The 19,507-nt window shown below is 42.6% G+C and carries 21 protein-coding genes; 7 read left to right on the top strand and 14 right to left on the bottom strand.

The features are described 5' to 3' along the window. The first annotated feature begins 5 nt into the window (after nt 1-5). The 4 genes from tssK to ACRAD_RS04135 all read left to right on the top strand — a co-directional run bounded on the left by tssK (nt 6) and on the right by ACRAD_RS04135 (nt 3,789). Nucleotides 6-1,370 carry a type VI secretion system baseplate subunit TssK gene (gene tssK, locus ACRAD_RS04150; RefSeq protein WP_005025171.1) on the top strand — a complete coding sequence of 455 codons (1,365 nt, stop codon included), beginning with the start codon at nt 6-8 and terminating at the stop codon, nt 1,368-1,370. An 11-nt stretch (nt 1,371-1,381) separates the two neighbouring features. Continuing rightward, complete coding sequence (gene icmH / locus ACRAD_RS04145; protein ID WP_005025169.1) at nt 1,382-2,191, top strand: type IVB secretion system protein IcmH/DotU; 810 nt, start codon at nt 1,382-1,384, stop codon at nt 2,189-2,191. Between the two features lie 129 nt (nt 2,192-2,320). Beyond that, entirely contained in the window at nt 2,321-2,824 is a 504-nt protein-coding gene (locus tag ACRAD_RS04140) for a hypothetical protein (RefSeq protein WP_227548693.1), read from the top strand. Nucleotides 2,825-2,829: 5 nt separating this feature from the next. Next, nucleotides 2,830-3,789 carry a M15 family metallopeptidase gene (locus ACRAD_RS04135; protein ID WP_016801175.1) on the top strand — a complete coding sequence of 320 codons (960 nt, stop codon included), beginning with the start codon at nt 2,830-2,832 and terminating at the stop codon, nt 3,787-3,789. Nucleotides 3,790-3,913: 124 nt separating this feature from the next. On the opposite strand, the gene ACRAD_RS04130 is transcribed toward ACRAD_RS04135, so the two are convergent. The 10 genes from ACRAD_RS04130 to ACRAD_RS04085 all read right to left on the bottom strand — a co-directional run bounded on the left by ACRAD_RS04130 (nt 3,914) and on the right by ACRAD_RS04085 (nt 11,789). After that, entirely contained in the window at nt 3,914-4,318 is a 405-nt protein-coding gene (locus tag ACRAD_RS04130; protein ID WP_227548701.1) for an aldehyde dehydrogenase family protein, read from the bottom strand. Nucleotides 4,319-4,496: 178 nt separating this feature from the next. Beyond that, nucleotides 4,497-5,000, bottom strand: a complete 504-nt coding sequence (locus tag ACRAD_RS04125; protein ID WP_005025161.1) for a flavin reductase — start codon at nt 4,998-5,000, stop codon at nt 4,497-4,499. 17 nt (nt 5,001-5,017) lie between these two features. Continuing rightward, a complete protein-coding gene (locus ACRAD_RS04120; protein WP_005025159.1) occupies nt 5,018-5,971 on the bottom strand; it encodes a PDR/VanB family oxidoreductase in 954 nt (317 codons plus the stop codon). A 32-nt stretch (nt 5,972-6,003) separates the two neighbouring features. Beyond that, nucleotides 6,004-6,741: an SDR family NAD(P)-dependent oxidoreductase gene (locus tag ACRAD_RS04115; RefSeq protein ID WP_005025157.1), complete on the bottom strand. Its 738-nt coding sequence runs from the start codon at nt 6,739-6,741 to the stop codon at nt 6,004-6,006. Nucleotides 6,742-6,751: 10 nt separating this feature from the next. Beyond that, complete coding sequence (locus tag ACRAD_RS04110) at nt 6,752-7,237, bottom strand: aromatic-ring-hydroxylating dioxygenase subunit beta (RefSeq protein WP_005025156.1); 486 nt, start codon at nt 7,235-7,237, stop codon at nt 6,752-6,754. Between the two features lie 10 nt (nt 7,238-7,247). Continuing rightward, a complete protein-coding gene (locus ACRAD_RS04105) occupies nt 7,248-8,525 on the bottom strand; it encodes an aromatic ring-hydroxylating oxygenase subunit alpha (RefSeq protein WP_005025155.1) in 1,278 nt (425 codons plus the stop codon). 30 nt (nt 8,526-8,555) lie between these two features. Continuing rightward, complete coding sequence (locus ACRAD_RS04100) at nt 8,556-9,083, bottom strand: nuclear transport factor 2 family protein (protein WP_005025153.1); 528 nt, start codon at nt 9,081-9,083, stop codon at nt 8,556-8,558. A 12-nt stretch (nt 9,084-9,095) separates the two neighbouring features. Beyond that, nucleotides 9,096-9,455, bottom strand: coding sequence for a hypothetical protein (locus ACRAD_RS04095; RefSeq protein ID WP_005015237.1), 360 nt, complete (start codon nt 9,453-9,455; stop codon nt 9,096-9,098). A 33-nt stretch (nt 9,456-9,488) separates the two neighbouring features. Beyond that, entirely contained in the window at nt 9,489-10,658 is a 1,170-nt protein-coding gene (locus ACRAD_RS04090) for an acyl-CoA dehydrogenase family protein (protein ID WP_005025150.1), read from the bottom strand. 18 nt (nt 10,659-10,676) lie between these two features. Beyond that, nucleotides 10,677-11,789: an amidase gene (locus ACRAD_RS04085; protein WP_005025147.1), complete on the bottom strand. Its 1,113-nt coding sequence runs from the start codon at nt 11,787-11,789 to the stop codon at nt 10,677-10,679. A 147-nt stretch (nt 11,790-11,936) separates the two neighbouring features. Here ACRAD_RS04085 and ACRAD_RS04080 point away from each other — a divergent pair, with 147 nt between their 5' ends. Further along, nucleotides 11,937-12,404 carry a MarR family winged helix-turn-helix transcriptional regulator gene (locus ACRAD_RS04080; RefSeq protein ID WP_005015243.1) on the top strand — a complete coding sequence of 156 codons (468 nt, stop codon included), beginning with the start codon at nt 11,937-11,939 and terminating at the stop codon, nt 12,402-12,404. Here ACRAD_RS04080 and ACRAD_RS04075 read toward each other — a convergent pair. The 4 genes from ACRAD_RS04075 to ACRAD_RS04060 form a co-directional block, all read right to left on the bottom strand. Next, a complete protein-coding gene (locus ACRAD_RS04075) occupies nt 12,397-13,416 on the bottom strand; it encodes a 3-hydroxybutyryl-CoA dehydrogenase (RefSeq protein WP_005025144.1) in 1,020 nt (339 codons plus the stop codon). The genes ACRAD_RS04080 and ACRAD_RS04075 overlap by 8 nt on opposite strands. Nucleotide 13,417: 1 nt before the next feature. Then, nucleotides 13,418-14,524, bottom strand: coding sequence for an NAD/NADP-dependent octopine/nopaline dehydrogenase family protein (locus ACRAD_RS04070; protein ID WP_005025141.1), 1,107 nt, complete (start codon nt 14,522-14,524; stop codon nt 13,418-13,420). 79 nt (nt 14,525-14,603) lie between these two features. Further along, complete coding sequence (locus tag ACRAD_RS04065; protein WP_005025139.1) at nt 14,604-15,617, bottom strand: AraC family transcriptional regulator; 1,014 nt, start codon at nt 15,615-15,617, stop codon at nt 14,604-14,606. An 85-nt stretch (nt 15,618-15,702) separates the two neighbouring features. Next, nucleotides 15,703-17,052, bottom strand: a complete 1,350-nt coding sequence (locus tag ACRAD_RS04060; RefSeq protein WP_005015253.1) for a spinster family MFS transporter — start codon at nt 17,050-17,052, stop codon at nt 15,703-15,705. A 627-nt stretch (nt 17,053-17,679) separates the two neighbouring features. On the opposite strand from ACRAD_RS04060, the gene ACRAD_RS04055 reads away from it, so the two are divergent. Together ACRAD_RS04055 and ACRAD_RS04050 are read left to right on the top strand one after the other, a co-directional pair. Then, nucleotides 17,680-18,624 (top strand): ABC transporter permease, encoded by a 945-nt coding sequence (locus ACRAD_RS04055; protein ID WP_005025137.1) that lies wholly within the window; start codon nt 17,680-17,682, stop codon nt 18,622-18,624. After that, nucleotides 18,624-19,505 (top strand): ABC transporter ATP-binding protein, encoded by an 882-nt coding sequence (locus ACRAD_RS04050; protein ID WP_005015262.1) that lies wholly within the window; start codon nt 18,624-18,626, stop codon nt 19,503-19,505. Before ACRAD_RS04055 ends, ACRAD_RS04050 begins: the two co-directional genes overlap by 1 nt. Nucleotides 19,506-19,507: the final 2 nt, after the last annotated feature.

The raw sequence follows: 19,507 nt of genomic DNA, 5'->3' as shown, positions 1-19,507 counted from the left end.
TAATTATGTTTAAAGCAGAAAAAGTTCTTTGGGGCGAGGGTCTATTTTTACGCCCTCAGCATTTCCAGCTACAGGACTCTTATCATGAGCAACGTTTAAACCATACGATTCGTGCCACTATTCCTTTTGCGTATGGCATACAAAAATTGCAGTTTGATGAAGTTCAGCTCAGCACACATGTGCTGGCTTTAGAAAATATTGAAATGATCTGGCAAGATGGCGAGATTTACCAAGCACCAGCTCAGGATCTGTTACCTGCTCCTGTACTACTCGACGAATTAAGTCTACGTGGAGAGATGACAATTTATCTGGCTTTACCTATCTTACAGGCAAACAAGAAGAATGTTTCAGATGAACAGGCGTCACAGTCCAGCCGTTATCATGACTATTTGGTAGAAACACATGATTTGTTTACTACCGCTATGCCAGCAGATATTACTTTGTTACGGCGTCGTGCAGAATTTAAACTGCTTGAGACACATGTTCATCCGAATCAAGAATTAGAAGGTTTTTTATATTTGCCTGTTGGAAAATTAAAACGACAAAGTTCCGGTATATTTGAGTTGGACCGAAAATTTATTCCTCCAATTCTACAGGTTGAGGCCTCAGAAACCTTAAATTCTAATTTAAGACGAACTCTAAATATAATTAAAGCCAAGATTAAAACCATTCAGAACAATAATCGTGAAAACGAGCAGAAACTCATTGAATTCCGTTCGGGTGATATTATTTCATTCTGGCTGGTAAATGCACTAAATACTGCACATGCAGGATTAAACCACTTATTGCAGAACCCACAGGTTCATCCTGAGCGGCTCTTTTTTGAATTATTACGGCTGACAGGCTCATTGCTGACTTTTTCTACTGCTTATGAAGTTGAACATTTACCACAATATAAACACCATCAGCTACAGGAAAGTTTCCAGCAGCTCGATGTTATTTTAAGAGATTTACTCGATACCATTATTTCTAATCGTTACATTAGTATTGCCCTCAAGGAAATTCGCCCATCTTATTGGCTGGGTAGCCTAGAATCAGACAAAATTAATCGTGACACACGACTCTATATTGCTGTATCAAGCAGCATGATGCAGACACATGAGTTGATTCAAATTGTTCCTTTACGATTTAAAGTAGGTAGTACTGTTGATGTAGAACAGCGCGTGGTTGCAGCCTTACCGGCTATTCCACTGCATCATCTTGTACAGGTCCCGACTGCAATTCCAGTACGCTCAGGGGTAAGTTATTTTGAAATTGAAGCTCATCATGAATTATATCAGCGCATGATTGAGTCTGAAGCAATCTGTATTTATGTTCCTGCTGGCTTTCAAGACATCAGTATTGAACTGATTGCTGTTGTAAACGCTTAGAGAGGCTGGCTATGACACAACATCCTATGGGGGCACCTTCACTTTTTGATGATGGTAAAATTGGCACAGGTATACCAAGTTCCAGTCAGCCACAGAGTAAAGTCCAGACTATTAACCTGATTGATTTAATGCATGACGGTTTTTACATTGTATTTCTAATTCGAAATCAATACTTACCTGGGGATCCGGCTGAGTTCCGTCAGAAAATTCTGGACCTGCTTAACCGCTTTGAACAGCAGGCCAAAAAACTGCATTTTTCTGCTGATGACATTCAAGATGCGAAATATGCTTTTTGCGCACTGATTGATGAAACTATTGTAACCCAGCAGGATCCTGCGTATTTTAATCTGCAAAATGCATGGTTAATTAGCCCCTTACAGCTGAGCTTATTTGGTTCTCAGCTAGCTGGTTACCGTTTTTTTGAAATACTGGAAGAACTGCACAGACGTGGTAAAGACCGCCTTGCGGCTCTGGAAGTTTTTCATTATTGCCTATTACTGGGGTTTCAGGGTAAATACCGGATTGAATCCATTGAGAGTCTCAATCATCTGGTAGCCAGGGTGGGTGACGAAATCGATTATCTCAAAGGAAAAAAGGCAGCTTTTTCACCTTTCTCGGCTATTCCAGACCAGATCAGGCATATTATTCACCGCGAACTCCCATTTTTCTGGATTCTGTTTTTTCTGCTGCTTTTTGCACTGTTAACCTTTGCCGGTTTACGTTTTATGCTGTCCAAACAAAATCAGCAGGCTTTGTTGCCCTATCAGAATGTGATTTCAGCACCTGCAGAAGAAGCTCATATTACTATCCATTTACCTTAGTAGATTAAAATGATTCAAGAGAAACCGACCTCCTTACGAATCTTGCAGCCATCCAAGAAAAATTCTCTATCACCTGCTCTATATATTCTGATCGGATTTATTTTAGGTATTTTATTCAGTGGTATAGCCATGCTCTTTTTATTTAGAGACTCTTCTGCACCCGCAGTAGTGGAATCTTCTGAAAAGGCTTTTACCCAGAGTAACTCTTCTTTAGCAGCGCATACTGCCCATGCAGAATCCGCGCCAACTTTGTTAGTTACACAAGAGCAGATTCAGGCTACTGAAGAAGAACTAGCCTCAGCTAATGATAATGATAATGATAATGATAATGATTTTATACAGCCTAAAGAGAGTGAACTCAGCAAGCTATTTACTCCCCCTCCGGTTACTCCAACTGCTACTCCACCGCGAGTTTCACCTTTTGAACATAAAGCTGCTGAGGTGAAAAATCTTCATACAATTCCTAAAACCGCACCTCATCTGGAAACTAAAAAAAGAGAAACTGCTCCTGCTAATGCAAAAATTGAAGCTAAATCGGAAATCATACCTGTTAAGGAAAATGAACCTGAGCTACCTAAAGCGTCGTTACAAATTAAAGTAACTCAAAAACCATTTTCCTTAGATGAATCCTAACTAGTATGATTTTTCTAATTTTCTTCTGTTTTATTTGCCTAGCAGTCGGACTGGGCTTTTTAATGTCTTATGAACTACGGGCACAAGGTTCACAGTTTATTAAAATGCTTTTACCGCAAGGCAGAAAAAAACTTTTAAACGTTCAACAGTTCGCCCATCATATGCACCATGCTGCTGCACCAGACAAATTACAGTCACACTGGTACTTGCAACAATGGTGGATACTTTTTGCAGGTTTTTTACTTTTTTCCAGTATTTTAATTTTTGCCTTTACCCGACCTGTCAGTTCGACACGGATAGAAGCGGATTATTTAAAAGAAGTTGATCCACAGATTTATGCTTTGCTCAATGGTGAAATACTGAGTTCTCCCCCTGAAGTTGATGAAACATTAATTCAGGAAGCTATTATAGAAGCCTCTCAACTAGAACAAGCCTATATGGCACAGAACATTAACTCTGTCAGTGCTGCTAATATAGAAAATCCAGCTGATCATCATCATGGATTATTGGATACCACGATGGTTAATCGTAAATGGGAGAAAATGAATCCGCGTTATAAGCAGCGCTTGCTGATGGTTTTTAAAATCATGAAAGAGCAGCACAATTATGAATTGGTTCTGCTGGAAGGTTACCGTAGCCCATCAAGACAGAATTTACTTGCTGGAAATCCGAACACAACACGCGCTAAAGGCTACCAAAGCTATCATCAGTTTGGTCTAGCCGCAGATGTAGCGTTCAAACGTAATGGTAAAGTAGTTATTTCCGAACGTGACCCCTGGGCAATGCGAGGTTATCAGATTTATGGAGAGGTTGCGGAATCTGTAGGGCTTACCTGGGGAGGTCGCTGGAAGTCCATTCAGGATTATGGCCATACAGAATACCGGATGCCAGGGCTGAAGAAAACACGTGAGATGGCTGAGAAATTAATTGCTGAAGCCCAAGTTAATATCAGTACAGACGGTTAATGATTTTATAAATAAGAAGAGGAAAAAATATATCATCCTCTTCTATAAATCTGTCTTATCTATACAGAATACTGTTTTGGTGTTTTTTGTAAAGTTACCCAGTGAACCGGAGTAAACTCTTCAATTACCTACTGGTCATTAAAGCGTCCCTATCCTGAATTTTTTCTCCACCAAATGGTGCAATGGTCTGATCATCTACTGAAGTATCATTGATATGAGTCATACCTGCTTCTATACCTAAAGCAAACTTCCAGCCTAGCTCATAATCTTGAGTGCATACAGCACTCGATAACCCATTTTCTGTATAATTTGCCAGAAACAGTGCATGAGTTTCGTCTTGAGCTTTGAGTACTGGAAGTATCGGACCAAAGCTTTCTTCCTTGGCAAGTACAGACTCAGGATCAGTTTCAGTAAAAATATACGGAGATATAATATTACCCTGAATCTCCCCTTTTAAAGCCAGTTTTGCACCTTGGGATATACCATTATCCATCAGGTGCTTGATATTTTTAACCTGTTTACCGTTGATGATTGGCCCAATTAAGGTGCTCTCTTGAGCAGGATTACCATAGGGTAAGGATTGTACTTTTTATCAGTTTTTCTAGGAATTCGTTGTGACTTTTTTAATCCACAATTATCCGTAACCATACTAGTTTTTACCCTTATTTAAATTCATTATTCCATGTAATTTTCAAATTTAAGATAAATTAAAGCTTGTATTCCTGCTGACCAATATGATGATAACAGCGATTGAAATATATCAAGCCATGACAACTCTCTTTATTCTCATTCATTTTAATGGCCTCAACCTCACAGTAAAAAATTGTATGTGTCCCAACATCATTCATTTGTCTGATCCGGCAGTCGAAACTGACCAGCGCATCTGAAAGAACTGGGGACCCAGTCAGCAGTGTAGTCCATTCTCCATGGGTAAAGCGTTCGTCCATAGGTATTCTGGAAGCAAAAGCTTGAGAAATCTGCTGATGATGTGCGCCCAGCACATTGACCGATAAAATTCCATTATTCTTAAAATGACAGTGAGAACTTGATGAACGATTCATGCAGACCAAAAGTGTGGGAGGCGTGTCAGTTACGCTACACACAGCCGATGCGGTAAAGCCGAACCGTCCTGTTTCCCCTGCTGTGGTAATTACATTGACTGCGCCCGTCAGCAATGACATGCCATTACGAAAATCTGTTGTTTCTACCATGACTGTCTCCTTTGTCATCAGATATCCAGTACCAGGCGAGCCGACTTAGAACGCGAGCAGCACACCAGAATCTGTTCATTACTTGCCTTTTCTTCATCGGTAAAATAAACATCCCGATGATCCGGCTCTCCTTCAATTACATCACACATACAGGTACCGCATACACCCTGCTCACAGGACATTTCTATTTCAATACCTTCTCTGGCTAAGGCCTGTAAAATGGTTTCTTCGGCATTGACCAGAACAATTTTACCACTACGCTGAGCCATAACTTCAAACGCTTCGCCGCTGGTGTCAGTATCAACCTGAAAATATTCTTTATGGATCTGCTGCTCTGGGAAATTCTGGGTTTGTGCCAGATTAATCAACCAGTCCATAAACCCGGACGGACCACAGGTATAAATATGGCTCTGTCGATCAAGATCCTTTATAGCTGACTGAAAAAATTCGCGGTGACTGGCACCTTCAGATTTGAAATGAAACCGGGTAAATGCAGCCAGTTCACCATTTCGAATTTCATTCACGAAAGCACAGTGTTCGGGGCTGCTGCCACAGTAATGCAGTTCAAACGATGCGCCTTGATGCAGCAATTCATAAGCCATGGTAATAAGAGGCGTAATGCCAATTCCCCCACCAATCAGCACAGTATGTTTAGCCTGAACCAACGGAAATAAATTACGTGGTTCACTGACCTGAATCTGCATGCCGTTTTGAATATCGTCAAATGCCGAGACCGAGCCACCACGTGATGCCGGATCTTTCAATATACCCAAGCGAAAAACACCCTGCTTTGCCGGGTCCTGACACAGTGAATATTGACGGACCATCCCATTAGGCAGGTGTACATCAATATGTGCGCCTGCTTCCACTTTAGGTAAAGGCTGGGCGGTTGCCGATTCAAATTCCATGACTGCAATATCACCGCCTTCGATATGCCGATGTTTCACGACTACATCATAAAGTGCTGTCATTCCAAACTCCTTTTACTTCATCAGCCGCAGGGCTATCGCATAAATAATCCACCATTAATGTCCCAGGTAGCACCTGTGACAAAATGGGCATTCGGGCTGGCCAGCAAGGCACAGGTTTCAGCAATGAACTCCATACTGCCGAGTGCCTTGACCGGAATATTCTGGATGAACTGCTCTATCTTTTCATCCGGCACTACGCTATGCACAATGGGTGATTCCATCGGTCCAGGCGCTACCGCATTTACGGTCACGCCTTTGGCCGCGAACTCCTTGGCGAAAATTTTAGTCAGCGTCACGATTGCCCCCTTACTTGCTGCATAATGTGCGCCTGTAGCCGTCCCCCCATTTTGACCCGCCAGTGAAGCTATATTGATAATCCGGCCATAGCCCTGTTCAGCCATGTATTTGCCAATAATTTGACAAGCCTGGAAAGTCCCGCGCTGGTTTACCTGGGTGATCCAGTCAAAATCCGCAGCAGAAATCTCCAGTACAGGAGTAGCTTTGGTTACAGTGGCATTATTAATCAAGACATCAAGCTGGTTAAATTGCTGTCTGATGCACTCAACTGCTTTATGAAAATCTGTTTCTACAGAGATATCCAGTTTCAGGGGAAAGATATTTTCCAGAAAGCGGCTATTTTTTTTTGCATTTTCAGCTTTTTCCAGTGTGCTGGCAGAAAGAATAACCTGATGGCCCTGCCCGGCAAAATGCTCCGCAATTACATTGCCAAGGCCGGAAGCAGCACCTGTCACTAAAACCACTTGTTTCATCTATATGCTCCTACAGGATATAGCTAATACCAGCCAAGGTATCAGTTGAGTTGACCAAGCTGATAATCTTTCGATGGATACGAAAGCTGTTGTCCTGATCGCGCATCAGATGATAGGTTACATCTGCCGTATAGTGACGCAGGTTTTCTTTACGGAACTCACGCAGATTTTGGGCACAGCGCAGGACAATCTGGTCATCCTGCTCGTCAATAATCCGTATCCGTGAGATACTGCGCACCGTATTGGCTTTAGGTGAAGTTGAAATGGCTTCACCATTAATCAGACGCTGAACACGTAATGTACGCATATGATGATCGTCATAGGCATAGTTCAGGTTATTTTCATAATCAGTCAATGCCGGATCAATCGGGATAATATATCTACCATCTTCATTCCAGAGAGCAAGCCATTGCTGGTATTCAGCATGATCCAGCATATCTGCCTCAGTCCAGATAAAAGCAGTGGCTTCATTTAACAGGTCTAAATTGATTTTCATTGCTCTCTCCTTAAGCCGTCATCATCTTTTTCCACTGCTGATAGGCACCGCGCATACCTGTCTCAGCACTGACATCGCTTTTTAAACCATCCTCAGTTTTAACTTCGCCTGGCAAGCCGCGGTTTAACATGATCCATAAATCATTTCCGGCACTGGCTCCATGCTGTACACGTTCCCAGGCTTCTGCATCATCAGGTGTACCAAATCCAAATGGTCCCTGAAAATGTTCATGCAACCGCAAGCGATACTGGTTGGCAATCTGTGGGCCGCCATCCATGGTAATAACTGAATGATGAATCTCAGTTTCCTTGACTGAAACTGGCTGTAAAACGCGGAAAAATGCCATAGAGCAGGCAATGTTAGGGAACAGGTTCAGGTTAAAACCCGAGCCTCCTACTGCACGGACAATACGTCGCACTTGTAGTTCTTCATGGCCTTCATTGCGCAGGGCCTGTGCCAATTCTTCAAAACGTTCCTGAATCGGACGTTCCATCAGGTCTTCTTCAAGATCAACCAGCTCAGGTATCATAACCATAACGCTGTGGCCATTGCCTAAATCTTCTACGAAACCTGGCTGATTTTCAAAATTAAATAACTCTTCAGTTTGATCATCAACCGAGCTTAAGAATGACTTGTGCACTAATGGGAAATGATAGGCATCAGTTGTATTTTCCAGCTGTATTTTCCAGTTACCCGGAAAGCGGAAACGATGTTCGCCTAGTACCTTGACCGGATAACCGGCACCCTGTTTCATAAACAGGTCGATCCATTTCTTGGCTGGCCCCAAGAATTCTTCCAGAGATTGAATATCCCGCTTAAATGAGGCAAAAATCATACCGTTATATTCTTCAACGCGCAGGCTGATCAGAGGGAATTCAGATTTATCCAGACATTCGCCATAACTCTCTGGTGAGGGCACACCACGCAGGCTGCCATCCAGGGCATAGCTCCAGCCATGATAAGGACAGACAAAACTATTAGTTTTGCCCTTTTTATGTTCACACACGGTAGCGGCACGATGACGGCAACGGTTTAATAAAACGTGAACTTTCTTTTTACGGTCCCGTACAGCCACGACTGGCTGCTTACCAATATTAATCGTTTTATAACTGCCCGCCTCAGGAATTTCGCTGGCATGGGCTACCCATACCCAGGTGCTATAAAAAATTTTTTCCATTTCATCTTCAAAGATTTTTTCATCTTTATATAAAGAAGTATGGACACGGTCATGCTGGACCAGTTCATTATAATCGGTATCAATGTTATGCATCGGAATAATACTATTCATGGCAACTGTCCTTTTAAATTTTTCCTGTCTTCATTCCTGAGCCGGTACTGGCAGTTCAGCTTCACTGTTCCAATGCGAAACAGGACGGCTAAATATATTTTCAGTCTGGAAATGCTTGATTTTCCACAAACCGTCAGACTGTTTTCTAAATTTCACAGTGAGCCTGGCTGCATTTAAGTGGCTATGGGTATCACGGAAGGTCGAGGTCTGTAACATCAGCCAGCGACCTGTCGCCTCATGGCCATTGATATCAATCTGTTCTGAGCTGACAAAGTGCGCATTCAAGACAAAATGTGATTCTTTCTGGGTATAGCTTTTGAACATGTCATAGATTGCTTGCCATGATTCAAACTGACCGAAGGACCTGGAGTATTTTTCTCCGATTCCTTCCCAGATACTGTGACGGTCAAACAGGCCCATTAACTCGTTCAGGTCAGTATCTGCATCTAGAGCATCGCAGATTTCCATATAACGGTTTATGCAGTTACGAATCGCATTTTGTGCCTCAAGCTGTTCAAGCCGCATTAATACAGAGGCCAAGACTACTCCATCAGTCATTTATGTTCATCCTTAACGCTGGATCACCAGTTCACGGCCTACACGTGCTTCAACCTTGCAGTATTTCCAGAGCTTGAATGGTCCTTCTCCTACCACTGTGGTTCTAAACAGGTTGCAGGCTGCATGAACCGTTTCTATATCTGGCACATCTGCCAGCAAGTAGGTTGTCCATGGCCAGCCAGCACTTGGCCCTACCATACTTTGATCATCGTCTAAACTTCCATATACGGTTACGCCCGGGAGGTCATGAATACCATGCCACATTTCACCAAAAGCAGCCCAGACTGCCTTAGCTTCTGCTGGCTCTGCATCAAAAAAGTTCTGGTTAATCCCCATACAGAACAGCACACGTAAAGTCTTTTTCGCTTCCATTTCAAGATTCCTTTTTTAAATAATGCGTTAAGTTTATAAATAGCCGGGTGTCGGATTCAGCCCAAAACTGATTGCACCTGCATTTTGTAAAGTAGCGTCTCCCATAAAGGCATGCTGGGTGACCACGTTGGTATCATTTACAAAACGGCTAAACGGATGATTGGTATAGATCGCGGTCATACCGGCAAGCATTTGCATCTTTCGGGCGACTTTGGCTGCTATACGGGCAGCATGTGTGCATGACAACCGCATATCGCTAACCTGCTGGGCGGTTGGTTTGCGCCCTTCACTTACTTCCTTCCATACCACATCCATAGTCTGATAAAACCAGGTTCGGGCAGCCAGAAATTCGGCTTCTGACTGGGAAAATTCATATTGGGTGACTGGTCGCTGAGCGATCTCTGCCCCGCCCGTAATTGATGCCTTACCCGGTGCAAGCTTTTTAAACTCATCCAGGGCTGCAGCGGCCACTCCAATCCCTACCACCGTTAATACCTGAGTGGCTAAAGATAATGATGGGTACTTAAAAAATGGCTCGGGTAATTTTGAAGGCTCACCACGAACAAAGGTCCATTCCTTGGGTACCAGTACATTTTCCACAACCAGGTCATGACTGCCCGTTCCTTTCAGGCCCACAGTATCCCAAGTCATTTCAATTTTAGCTTTACTGGCGGGCATAACTGCCATACGTGGCAGGCCATGTGCTTCATTATCTTTTCGTGGTGCAATACCCACGCCGACAATATCAGCGCCCATGCAACCGCTTGAAAACTTCCAGCGTCCCTTGACCAAAACCCCGTTATCCGTAATTTCTGCCGGCTGAGGTGGAAAAATCCCCCCTGCAAAAACTATATCAGGGCTATCCTTGTAAAGTTCCTGAAGAGTAGTTTCAGGCAGGCTGCCCAAATAAGCCGGACTCATGCCGAAGCTTGCAACCCAACCGACTGAACCATCTGCCATAGACAGCTTTTCAATCAGTTCGCAGAATTGACGTGGTGAGCACTCATCTCCACCAAAACGTCGTGGTACCAAAGCACGATATACGCCCAACTGCTTCAAGCGCTCAATAATATCTTGGCTGACATACGCCTGATTATCAAATTCTCCAGTGCAGGCGCGCTCACGAATTTCCTGACATAAGGCATCCAGATTGACCACTGGCCTGACTTTTATATCCAATTCCTTGGCAGATAATTGATTCATTAGCTAACTCCTTGTCATTTAATGCGCTGCCTTAATAATAAAATCCGCGACCGCACATAGCTGCTCGTCTGCATTTTTCCTGCCTACCAACTGCAAGCCCACTGGCATACCTGTCATAGTTTGTAAAGGAATATTCAAAGCAGGATGACCTGATAAATTGAATGGACGCACCAGTGCAGTAAGATTTAAAAATGCTACAGTATTTTCAGCCTCTGCCACTCTAGGGGGTATCTGCGGTAAGGTAGGTAGAATCAGGACATCATACTGTTCAAGTAGCTCATCAATTTCCTGAGTAAACCTGGCTTTTACATCTTCTGCCTGCCGAACCTGCTCTAAAGTCGTTTTCGCCGCGTTAAGTAGTCGCTGTTGAACATCTGGACTGATTTTTCCGCTTTCTGTAAGCGTTCCATAAGCTTGCCAGTTTTCATAATTAATAATCTGCATCCCGGCTTGAAAGGCTTCACTAAACGTAGTTACCTGTACTGGCTCTACTTTTAAATTTGTCTGAGTCAGATAGTCTTTAACACAATCCCAGACTGCTGAATCCGCTTCTACATTAAGTACCGCCAGTTTAGGTTGATGCTGGATTTTTTCTGAAGACTTAAAAGTAGGGTCAATAATCTGCATTGCGGTAATAATCATTTCGACTGAACTGGCAAATGGTCCGACACAGTCCAGTGAGCTTTGCACAGGATAAACACCTTTACGGCTTACCCGCCCAAAACTGGGTTTAAAACCAAATACGCCACAGCAGGCTGCCGGCATGCGGATAGAACCGCCCGTATCTGTGCCCAGACTAAAATCGGCCAGGCCAGCAGCCACCGCGGCAGCCGAACCGCTGGATGATCCCCCTGGAATCAGATCTGGATACTTTGGATTAACAGGTGTACCAAATACAGGATTAATTCCTGTAATACCAAATGCCAGTTCATGCAGATTGGTTTTTGCAGTTATGACGCAATCAGCTTTCAAAATAAGGTCTACAACTTCTGCATTTGCCAATGCAGGCTCTACCTCCATGAGTGCCTTACTTCCTGCCATAGTTCTTAGGCCCCGAATGTCGATAGAGTCCTTAACCATGACTTTCAGTACACCTGTACCTTCATAGACTTCCTGTGCGATAATATTCATTCACTTTTCCATGTATTTTTATTTTATAAGCTTAATATCTGAAAATTTAATGTAATTGTCAAGTAACTTTTATGAATGATAAGAAAGAAAATATTTCATAATTTTGTTTATAATGAATTTACATTTTTTCAAAGATATGGCTTTGTCATGCTGAGTCAGCTAGAACAGTTTTTACCTAATAAAGATCCAAATAGCTTAAAAAATTTCCCATTTTTCTGGATTTCTCAAATTAATGGGAAATATACTCAACTTATTGAAAAATCTATAAAAAAATTAGGAATAGACAATACCCGACGTAAAATTATTTTAAGTGTAAATGCAGTAAGTGAAGCCAGTATTACTGAAATTGCCAATCTTTCCACAATTAAATTGACGACCGCAACCAAAGCTGTTTATCGTCTGGTTGAAGACGATATTGTGGAAGTTTTTTCCTCACAACTTGATGAGCGGGTGTCTATGGTGAAACTTACTGAAAAAGGCCAGCAGATGGTTGAACAGATCAACCAGATCAGCCAGGTAACCCTGGCCGGAATTCTGCATGCTTTTGAAGAGGATGAGCTGCATGACTTAAACAAGCAGTTAAAAAAATTGTTTGATCTGATGCCTTCTAATTGATGCCAGTCTTATTTATTGATACCGGATGCTTTAAAATATCCGGTTCAGGCTGTAGACCTGCTACAGCAATGCGAGTGGTAAAGGCCTTCAATACCTGTAATTTATAGCTATCAATATCTACCGTATGATAATTATAAAAGCCCTGTTTTTCACGTAGCCCATTTCTTTTATTTTGCATGTTTTCAGCAATAATAGCCGGGGCACTATAACGTGTACCCAGTTCTTTTTCCAGATACTGTGAAGCATAAAACAAAATATCACCTCCACCCCAGTCAATAAACTCAAGCAGGCCCAGTACAGAAAAACGCAGACCAAATCCGGTTCTAATCGCAATATCAATATCTTCTGCCGAAGCTACGCCTTCTTCAACCATACGGGCAGCTTCATTCATGGCCAGTGCCTGAATACGCGGCACAATATAGCCCGCACTGGCCTGACATACGACGGGTACCTTACCAATAATTTTTAAAAATGCTTTAAGGCGCTCTACCACTAAATCTGAGGTTTCTGCTGTCCGGCTTAACTCTACCAAAGGCATCAGATAAGCCGGATTTAGCCAATGTGCATTGATTACCCGTTCCGGTACAGAAAGCATCTGGGCAATCTCGCTCACCAAGAAAGTCGAAGTAGTAGATGCAACAATACATTCTGATGGCAGATACTGATCCAGCCATTTAAATATTTCCTGTTTAATCTCTTTAAGCTCAGGGACAGCTTCCATTACCAGCTCACAATGACTTAAAAAGTTCTGTGATTTATTTCTGCTGGTTACTTCAATACGTTTTAAAATAGTTTCAACGTATGTTTCCTGAATAAAGTTGATACTAACCAAGAGCTGCAACTCCTGAGAAATATCGCTAATAATCTTCTGTCTGTATATATGGAATTCTTCTGGATCGCGTTCTCTGGCATCTATCAACTGAATATTTAATCCTGCATAGGCAAAAGCAATCGAAATTGCCTTCCCCATACGCCCTGCTCCAACCACAGCAATTTGTTTGATTAACTGCATATCAGGCTCCCTGCTGTAAAATGGCAGACATTTCCTGACGGCTTTTTTGTGCTAGTTGCAGATTTTCCAGGGTACGACCAGTTTGATAGAAATTCTCTCCTGTGACTGCCGAGGCAAGATTCAGTAAACCCTCGGCAACCGGTGTCGGTACTCCAGCCCAGCGCCCAACAGAAACTAGAAAAGACAACCCCAACTTGGTATCTTCGAGCATATATCGGTGGGTATGCAGATCGATATCTTCACGCCAGTCTCCACTGTCGGTCAATTTTCCATGTGCCCCGCGGCCATACATCCACTCATCACCCTCTCCTTCTTTATTATAATGATCTGCCAGAGGAAAATGTGGTGCACTATAACCAAGCGCTTCACGAACTTGAATACGTTCAGTATCCAGCTGAGTAGTCACCCTGCGAATAGACTGTTGAGTCCCTTCATTGTGAATATCCCAGGTTTCAAAATACTCTAGTGCTCCGGCATTCATTAGTATCAGGGGTGGATGGATTACTGGTCCGGCATTCATCAGTGCTCCACTTAGGCTATTTTCAAGTGGCTCAATACTCGGATAAGCCTGCTGAAGTATCTGAAAAGCCCGCTCAGATAACTGGCTCGGAAAAACACCGGTAGGTAATCGGGTAGCGTAGCCACTCACCACAATCTGGTCAGCAGCGTGTTTACGGACCAGATAAGGTAACGTACCTGTTTCTGCAAATGCGACTTGGGCATAATTTTCTGCCTCTTTCATGGCTTGCGCGAAGATATAACTTCCAAAAGTCCCCGGCGGCAGAAAAACCACTTGTCCTTCCTGCAAGTAGGGCGCTATCTGTCGGGCCAGATCCTCATGAGTTGTCGCTGGTAAAGGTATAACGATAAGCGCTACCTGTTGAACCGCTTGCTGTAAATCCTCACATAAAGTGATCTGACTATTCTGAAATCCGACACTGACTGAACGGTTACCCTGATAGTCCTTGATTTTTAACTTGCCTGCTTCTGCTAGCCGCTTTAGAGCCTGTGTATCACGGCGCCACCATATTACCTCGTGATTTTTTTCAGCCATTTCTACTGCTGCTGCATAACAGCCATGGCCACCGCCCAGTACCGTAATTTTCATTGGTAATTTTCCTGATCTGCTTTTACTTGATGCTAAACAGGAGAAATCGGGCTGTCTTACCCGATTACGAACAGATTGTTCAGTTTACGAAATAAGATGAGCAATGCGGATGTGCCTGCCTCAAAGTCTGTGATGGCAGACAACCGTACCGTTTTTTATAAAGTGTAGAAAAATGCCCTAAACTGTTAATACCATTACGCAGCAGAATATCAGTTACAGTTTCATGCGCTTGGCTATGCTGTAACTCATGATGGATGAGTTTAATACGCAAGTCTCGAATATAGTCAATTGGGGTTTGATGGAAATACTGGTTAAAGCCTTTTTGCAGGGTCCGCACCGATACTCCGCACTGCTTGCCCAGCTCTGCCAGTACAATATTATTTCGGATATGCCGGGCAATATACTGTCTGGCTTTGTTCATATAGCCAGGTAATATAACTTTCCCCCTTTGCTGCAGTTGCGCAGTATAATTATTCGGAACCTTCAGTAAAATCAGCTCAATCAGATATCGGCCGAAGCTTTCAGAAATAGTATCCCAATGCTGGATGTTGTAATGGGCATGACAAAGATAGTTCAGAGTTTCGATAATCGCCTCGACACCTTCTGTCGTACAGGATATACCGCAGTCAAACAGTAGTGGCTCTGCTACCATATGGCCGAGCATTTTGTAGAGCTGTGTATCAACCTCCTGTCTGGACAGCTTCAGAATAATATTACGACAGTGCTGGCTGGTAATAATCCGATTTTTACTATGGGGATGTGAAACCGTCATAATACCAGGTGACTGTATAATCAGCCGGGCATCATGTTCGATCTTGCACTCGCCCTCAAGCGTAACTCTGAACAGATAATGGGCAGAAGATTCATCTATAGTAATTGCCACAGGCGCACTGTATTTCAGATCATAGAGTGCTGATGTGCCAAAGCTAAAACCATTAAGACGCGTATTTAGAATCTGGCTGGAATCTACCTCAAACTGATGGGGGCACAGATAATGGCTGATCTGCTGTTTAATAGTGTGATAGTCGGTCGAACTGAACAATAAAAAATGATCAAGATAATGCAGACGGTCTAGTTGTGAAATCAGGCTCATATTCCAGCTCCATCTAAGTTTTATTTATTTTTAAATAAAAAATGCCTACTGCAAGCAATAGGCATAAATATGATATGTTCTCTTCCTAAGCTGCATGTTCCTTTTGCATACTTTGGGCAAACGCTTTACAGCCAAATTTCAGCAGCAGAAAAGCCACTACACATGAAATTGCGCCAACAATTGATAAAGACATGCCTACCATCAATGGATTTTCAAAGATTTTGTCAGTAATTAATGCAACCAGTGTCGTTCCAATTCCTACTGCAACCAGATTACTGATTAGCAGAAAAATTGCCGAGATCTGAGCACGTAACTGGTTTGGTGCCAGCATTTGCATCGCCGTAGTGGAAATAGGCATTGGAAATGACGCAAAGAACATTGCAGGCACCAGCAAGGTAACAGAGAGCCATAATGGTTCAACTTGCGTAAAAAACATGATCGGCAAAATTAACCCTGTGATTCCAATAACACCTGTAATCATAGGGGCATCTTTACGGCCTTTTTTAACAAACCAGTCATTTAACCAGCCTGCACAGAATACACCTAAAGTATTAGCTACCAGCAATACACTACCTAGCATATAACCGGCTTCTGTCGGGGTCATTCCATATTTCCGCATATAAAAAGCAGGTGTCCAGCTGGTTAAACAGTACAGTGCCATCGCATAAAATGTAAAACCCAGATAATGGCAAGTAAAAGTTTTACGGTGCTTTCCAATAAAACTGAAGCTGGATTTAAAACTGACTTTTTCTACTTCACCCTGAGCATTAAGACGCTGACCTTTACGCTTTGGCTCTTTCACAGTGAGTATAAACAGCAGGCCAATAAAAATGCCGGGTAATCCAACAATAATAAATGCCATTTGCCAGGCTTTTAACATACCAAAAAATGGCACATCAATCAGGCTTGTGTCCTTCAGCAATCCAATAACATAGCCACCGACCAGAAAGGCAATGCCGCCTCCAACAAAAGAACCAATCGAATAAACTGCTACTGCACGTCCCAGTTTTTCTTTGCTAAACATGTCGCTAAACATTGAGTAAGCAGCAGGTGACAGAGCAGCTTCACCAATTCCGACCCCCATACGGCTCAAGAAAAGCTGCACGAAGTTTTTACTGAGTCCGCAGAATGCTGTAGCCAGACTCCAGAAAATAATTCCGATAGAAATCAGTTTTGGCCGGGAAAAACGGTCAGCAATATAGGCAAGTGGCAATCCCATAAAGGCATAAAACAGGGAAAAAGCCAAACCATGCAGCAGGCTAAACTGGGTGTCAGTCAGATTCAGGTCAGCCTTGATCGGCTCGATCATCAGTGCCAGAATCTGCCGGTCAATAAACGAAAAAATATAGGCCAGCATACACAGCAGTACGACGTACCAGGTATATACACTTGATTTACTTATACTTCCTTCTGTCTGTATATTGAGATTACTCATATACTTACCTCCATGTCGGTCCTGTGTATCGGTTCAGGACCATTTTTCTGTTCAGTACTTATCATTTTTATATAATCTTCTTCTCATACTGTGCTCTACACCTGATCCGTGGCGCTTGAATAACAAAATCTAGTGAATGTAAGCCTTATTATTCAAAATTATTGTTATTCATTGAGCTAAATTGCTGCTGAGCTCCGGGTCTATATTATGAAAAGTACTCCCCCTCTATACTGAATAATTATTTGCTTTTTATCTGTAATTTTCCACAACTTTTTAAGTATAATTTTATACCTTAACTTGTTTTATCTCTAAGTATTCCTGTTGGTAGTTTTAATAAGTTAATGAAAAAATTAATTAATCTAGAATTATTTTATTTCTAGAAGAATAAAGCCCTAAATAAATGCATTATTTGTTTAATATGATGGTTTTGATTAGCCTTGTAATCTGTTTTTTCACCGCCTTAAATATAATTATATTTATTATTTTAAAACATATAGTTAAATTAAAAAATATAAACCAGTTTTAGCTTGAAATTCTATAATTACTCTTCTGCTTTGTAGGCTTGGCATTCATTTTGCTTAATCAGTATTACGTTTTATAAAATTTGTAATATTGAGGGGCAACACTATGAGTTACGTTGCACATGAACTCAGTTCAAGAAACAAACTGCTATTTGGCTTGGGGTCTTTTCTAATACCAGTTTTAATTTGGTGTGCAGTCAGTTATTTACCTTGGATCTGGCATCCACAAGTCCAAATTACGGATTCAGGTAGTGTTGCCTATTTACAGGTTGATAGTCGTATTGATAAAAATACCTTTTTTTCTGCTGCCCAGTCTGCAATAGATCAAGGTCTTGCTCCACCGCAAGGTATACTCGTCAATCCAATTTATTTGCCCGCACCGCACGAAGTTGCAACTGCACTGGTCACAGCTTTTACCACTGCACCTGCTCAGGCCAATGTTCCCTGGTTTCATGAAAGCCTTTGGCACAGTATCAAGCTGGTGTTTACGGCATTCTTTATTTCTTCACTGATTGGTATTCCACTCGGTATTTTATGTGGTTTTTCCAATAAACTTTCCCAGTTGACCGAACCTTTTATCGAGTTTTTCCGCTACCTGCCTGCCCCGGCCTTTGGCGCGCTTGCCGTCGCTATTTTAGGAATCAATGATGCACCCAAAATAGCCATCATTGTCATCGGCACCCTGTTCCAGCAAATTCTAATTATTGCCAATACCACACGTCTGGTCGATCGTAGTCTGATTGAGGCCGGTTTCACTTTGGGTACTAATAAAATTAAAAGTCTATTTCATGTGGTGATTCCGGCAGCCATGCCAGAAATTTATCGTAATCTGCGCGTGCTGCTGGGTTGGGCATGGACCTATTTAATCGTGGCTGAACTGATTGGTAGTACCTCGGGTATTACCTGGTTTATTACCCAACAGGCTCGTTATCAGAACTTTGCAAATGTCTTCGCAGCTATCTTGATCATTGGTGTGATTGGCCTGGTTTGCGATTTAATTTTAATGAAACTGGGACAGCGCCTATTTAAATGGAAACCGGGAGCAAACTAATGCAACACACTGAATTTAATACCCGTGAATACTTTGACAAAATTTACGCCCGTCCGGTGATTCTTGAAGCAAAGCAACTGACGCAAAAATTCAGTCATGGCAAAACCGAGCGTACGGTTTTAAATGCACTCAATTTGAAAATTCATAAGCGGGAGTTCATCTGTGTGATTGGGCCTTCCGGTTGTGGCAAGTCAACCTTTAGCCGTGTAGTTGCAGGACTTGACCCTTATAGCAGTGGTGAGATTCTGGTGGATGGCCAGCCGATTACCAGCCCAAGTCCGGAGCGTGGCATGGTGTTCCAGGGCTATACCCTGTTTCCATGGAAAACCGTCAAGGAAAATGTCATGTTTGGTCCGCGCATGAAAGGCCAAAGTAGTGCAGTAGCCGAAGCACAGGCCCGTGAATGGATCAATATTATTGGTCTGGAAAAGTATGAAAACCAGTATCCGCATGAGCTGTCTGGCGGGATGAAACAGCGTGTCGCGATTGCCCGTGCATTGGTCAATGAACCGAAAATCCTGCTGATGGATGAACCTTTTGGGGCACTTGATCCGCATACGCGGCAAAAAATGCAGCGTCACCTGATGGATCTTTGGCAAAACATTGATATCACCATCATTTTTGTGACTCACGATATGGATGAAGCCATTTTACTGGCTGACCGGATTGTGGCACTGAAAGCCAATCCGGGTGAAATCAAGGAAATTATTGAAGTAGATCTCCCTCGTCCACGCCACCCGGAACTGATGCTGACTCCAGAATTTAAACAGTTAAGACAGCATGTCGATCATCTGGTGCATGCTGAAGAAGATGAACTGGATCCGGCACTGGCAGAACTGCCGGTCATTCCGCGTATGACCAAGGTCAGCAGCAAGAAATAATC

The sequence above is a fragment of the Acinetobacter radioresistens DSM 6976 = NBRC 102413 = CIP 103788 genome (assembly GCF_006757745.1).
Taxonomy (GTDB): domain Bacteria; phylum Pseudomonadota; class Gammaproteobacteria; order Pseudomonadales; family Moraxellaceae; genus Acinetobacter; species Acinetobacter radioresistens.
Note: the sequence above shows the minus strand (reverse complement) of the source record. Positions and strands in the feature narration are given on the sequence as shown.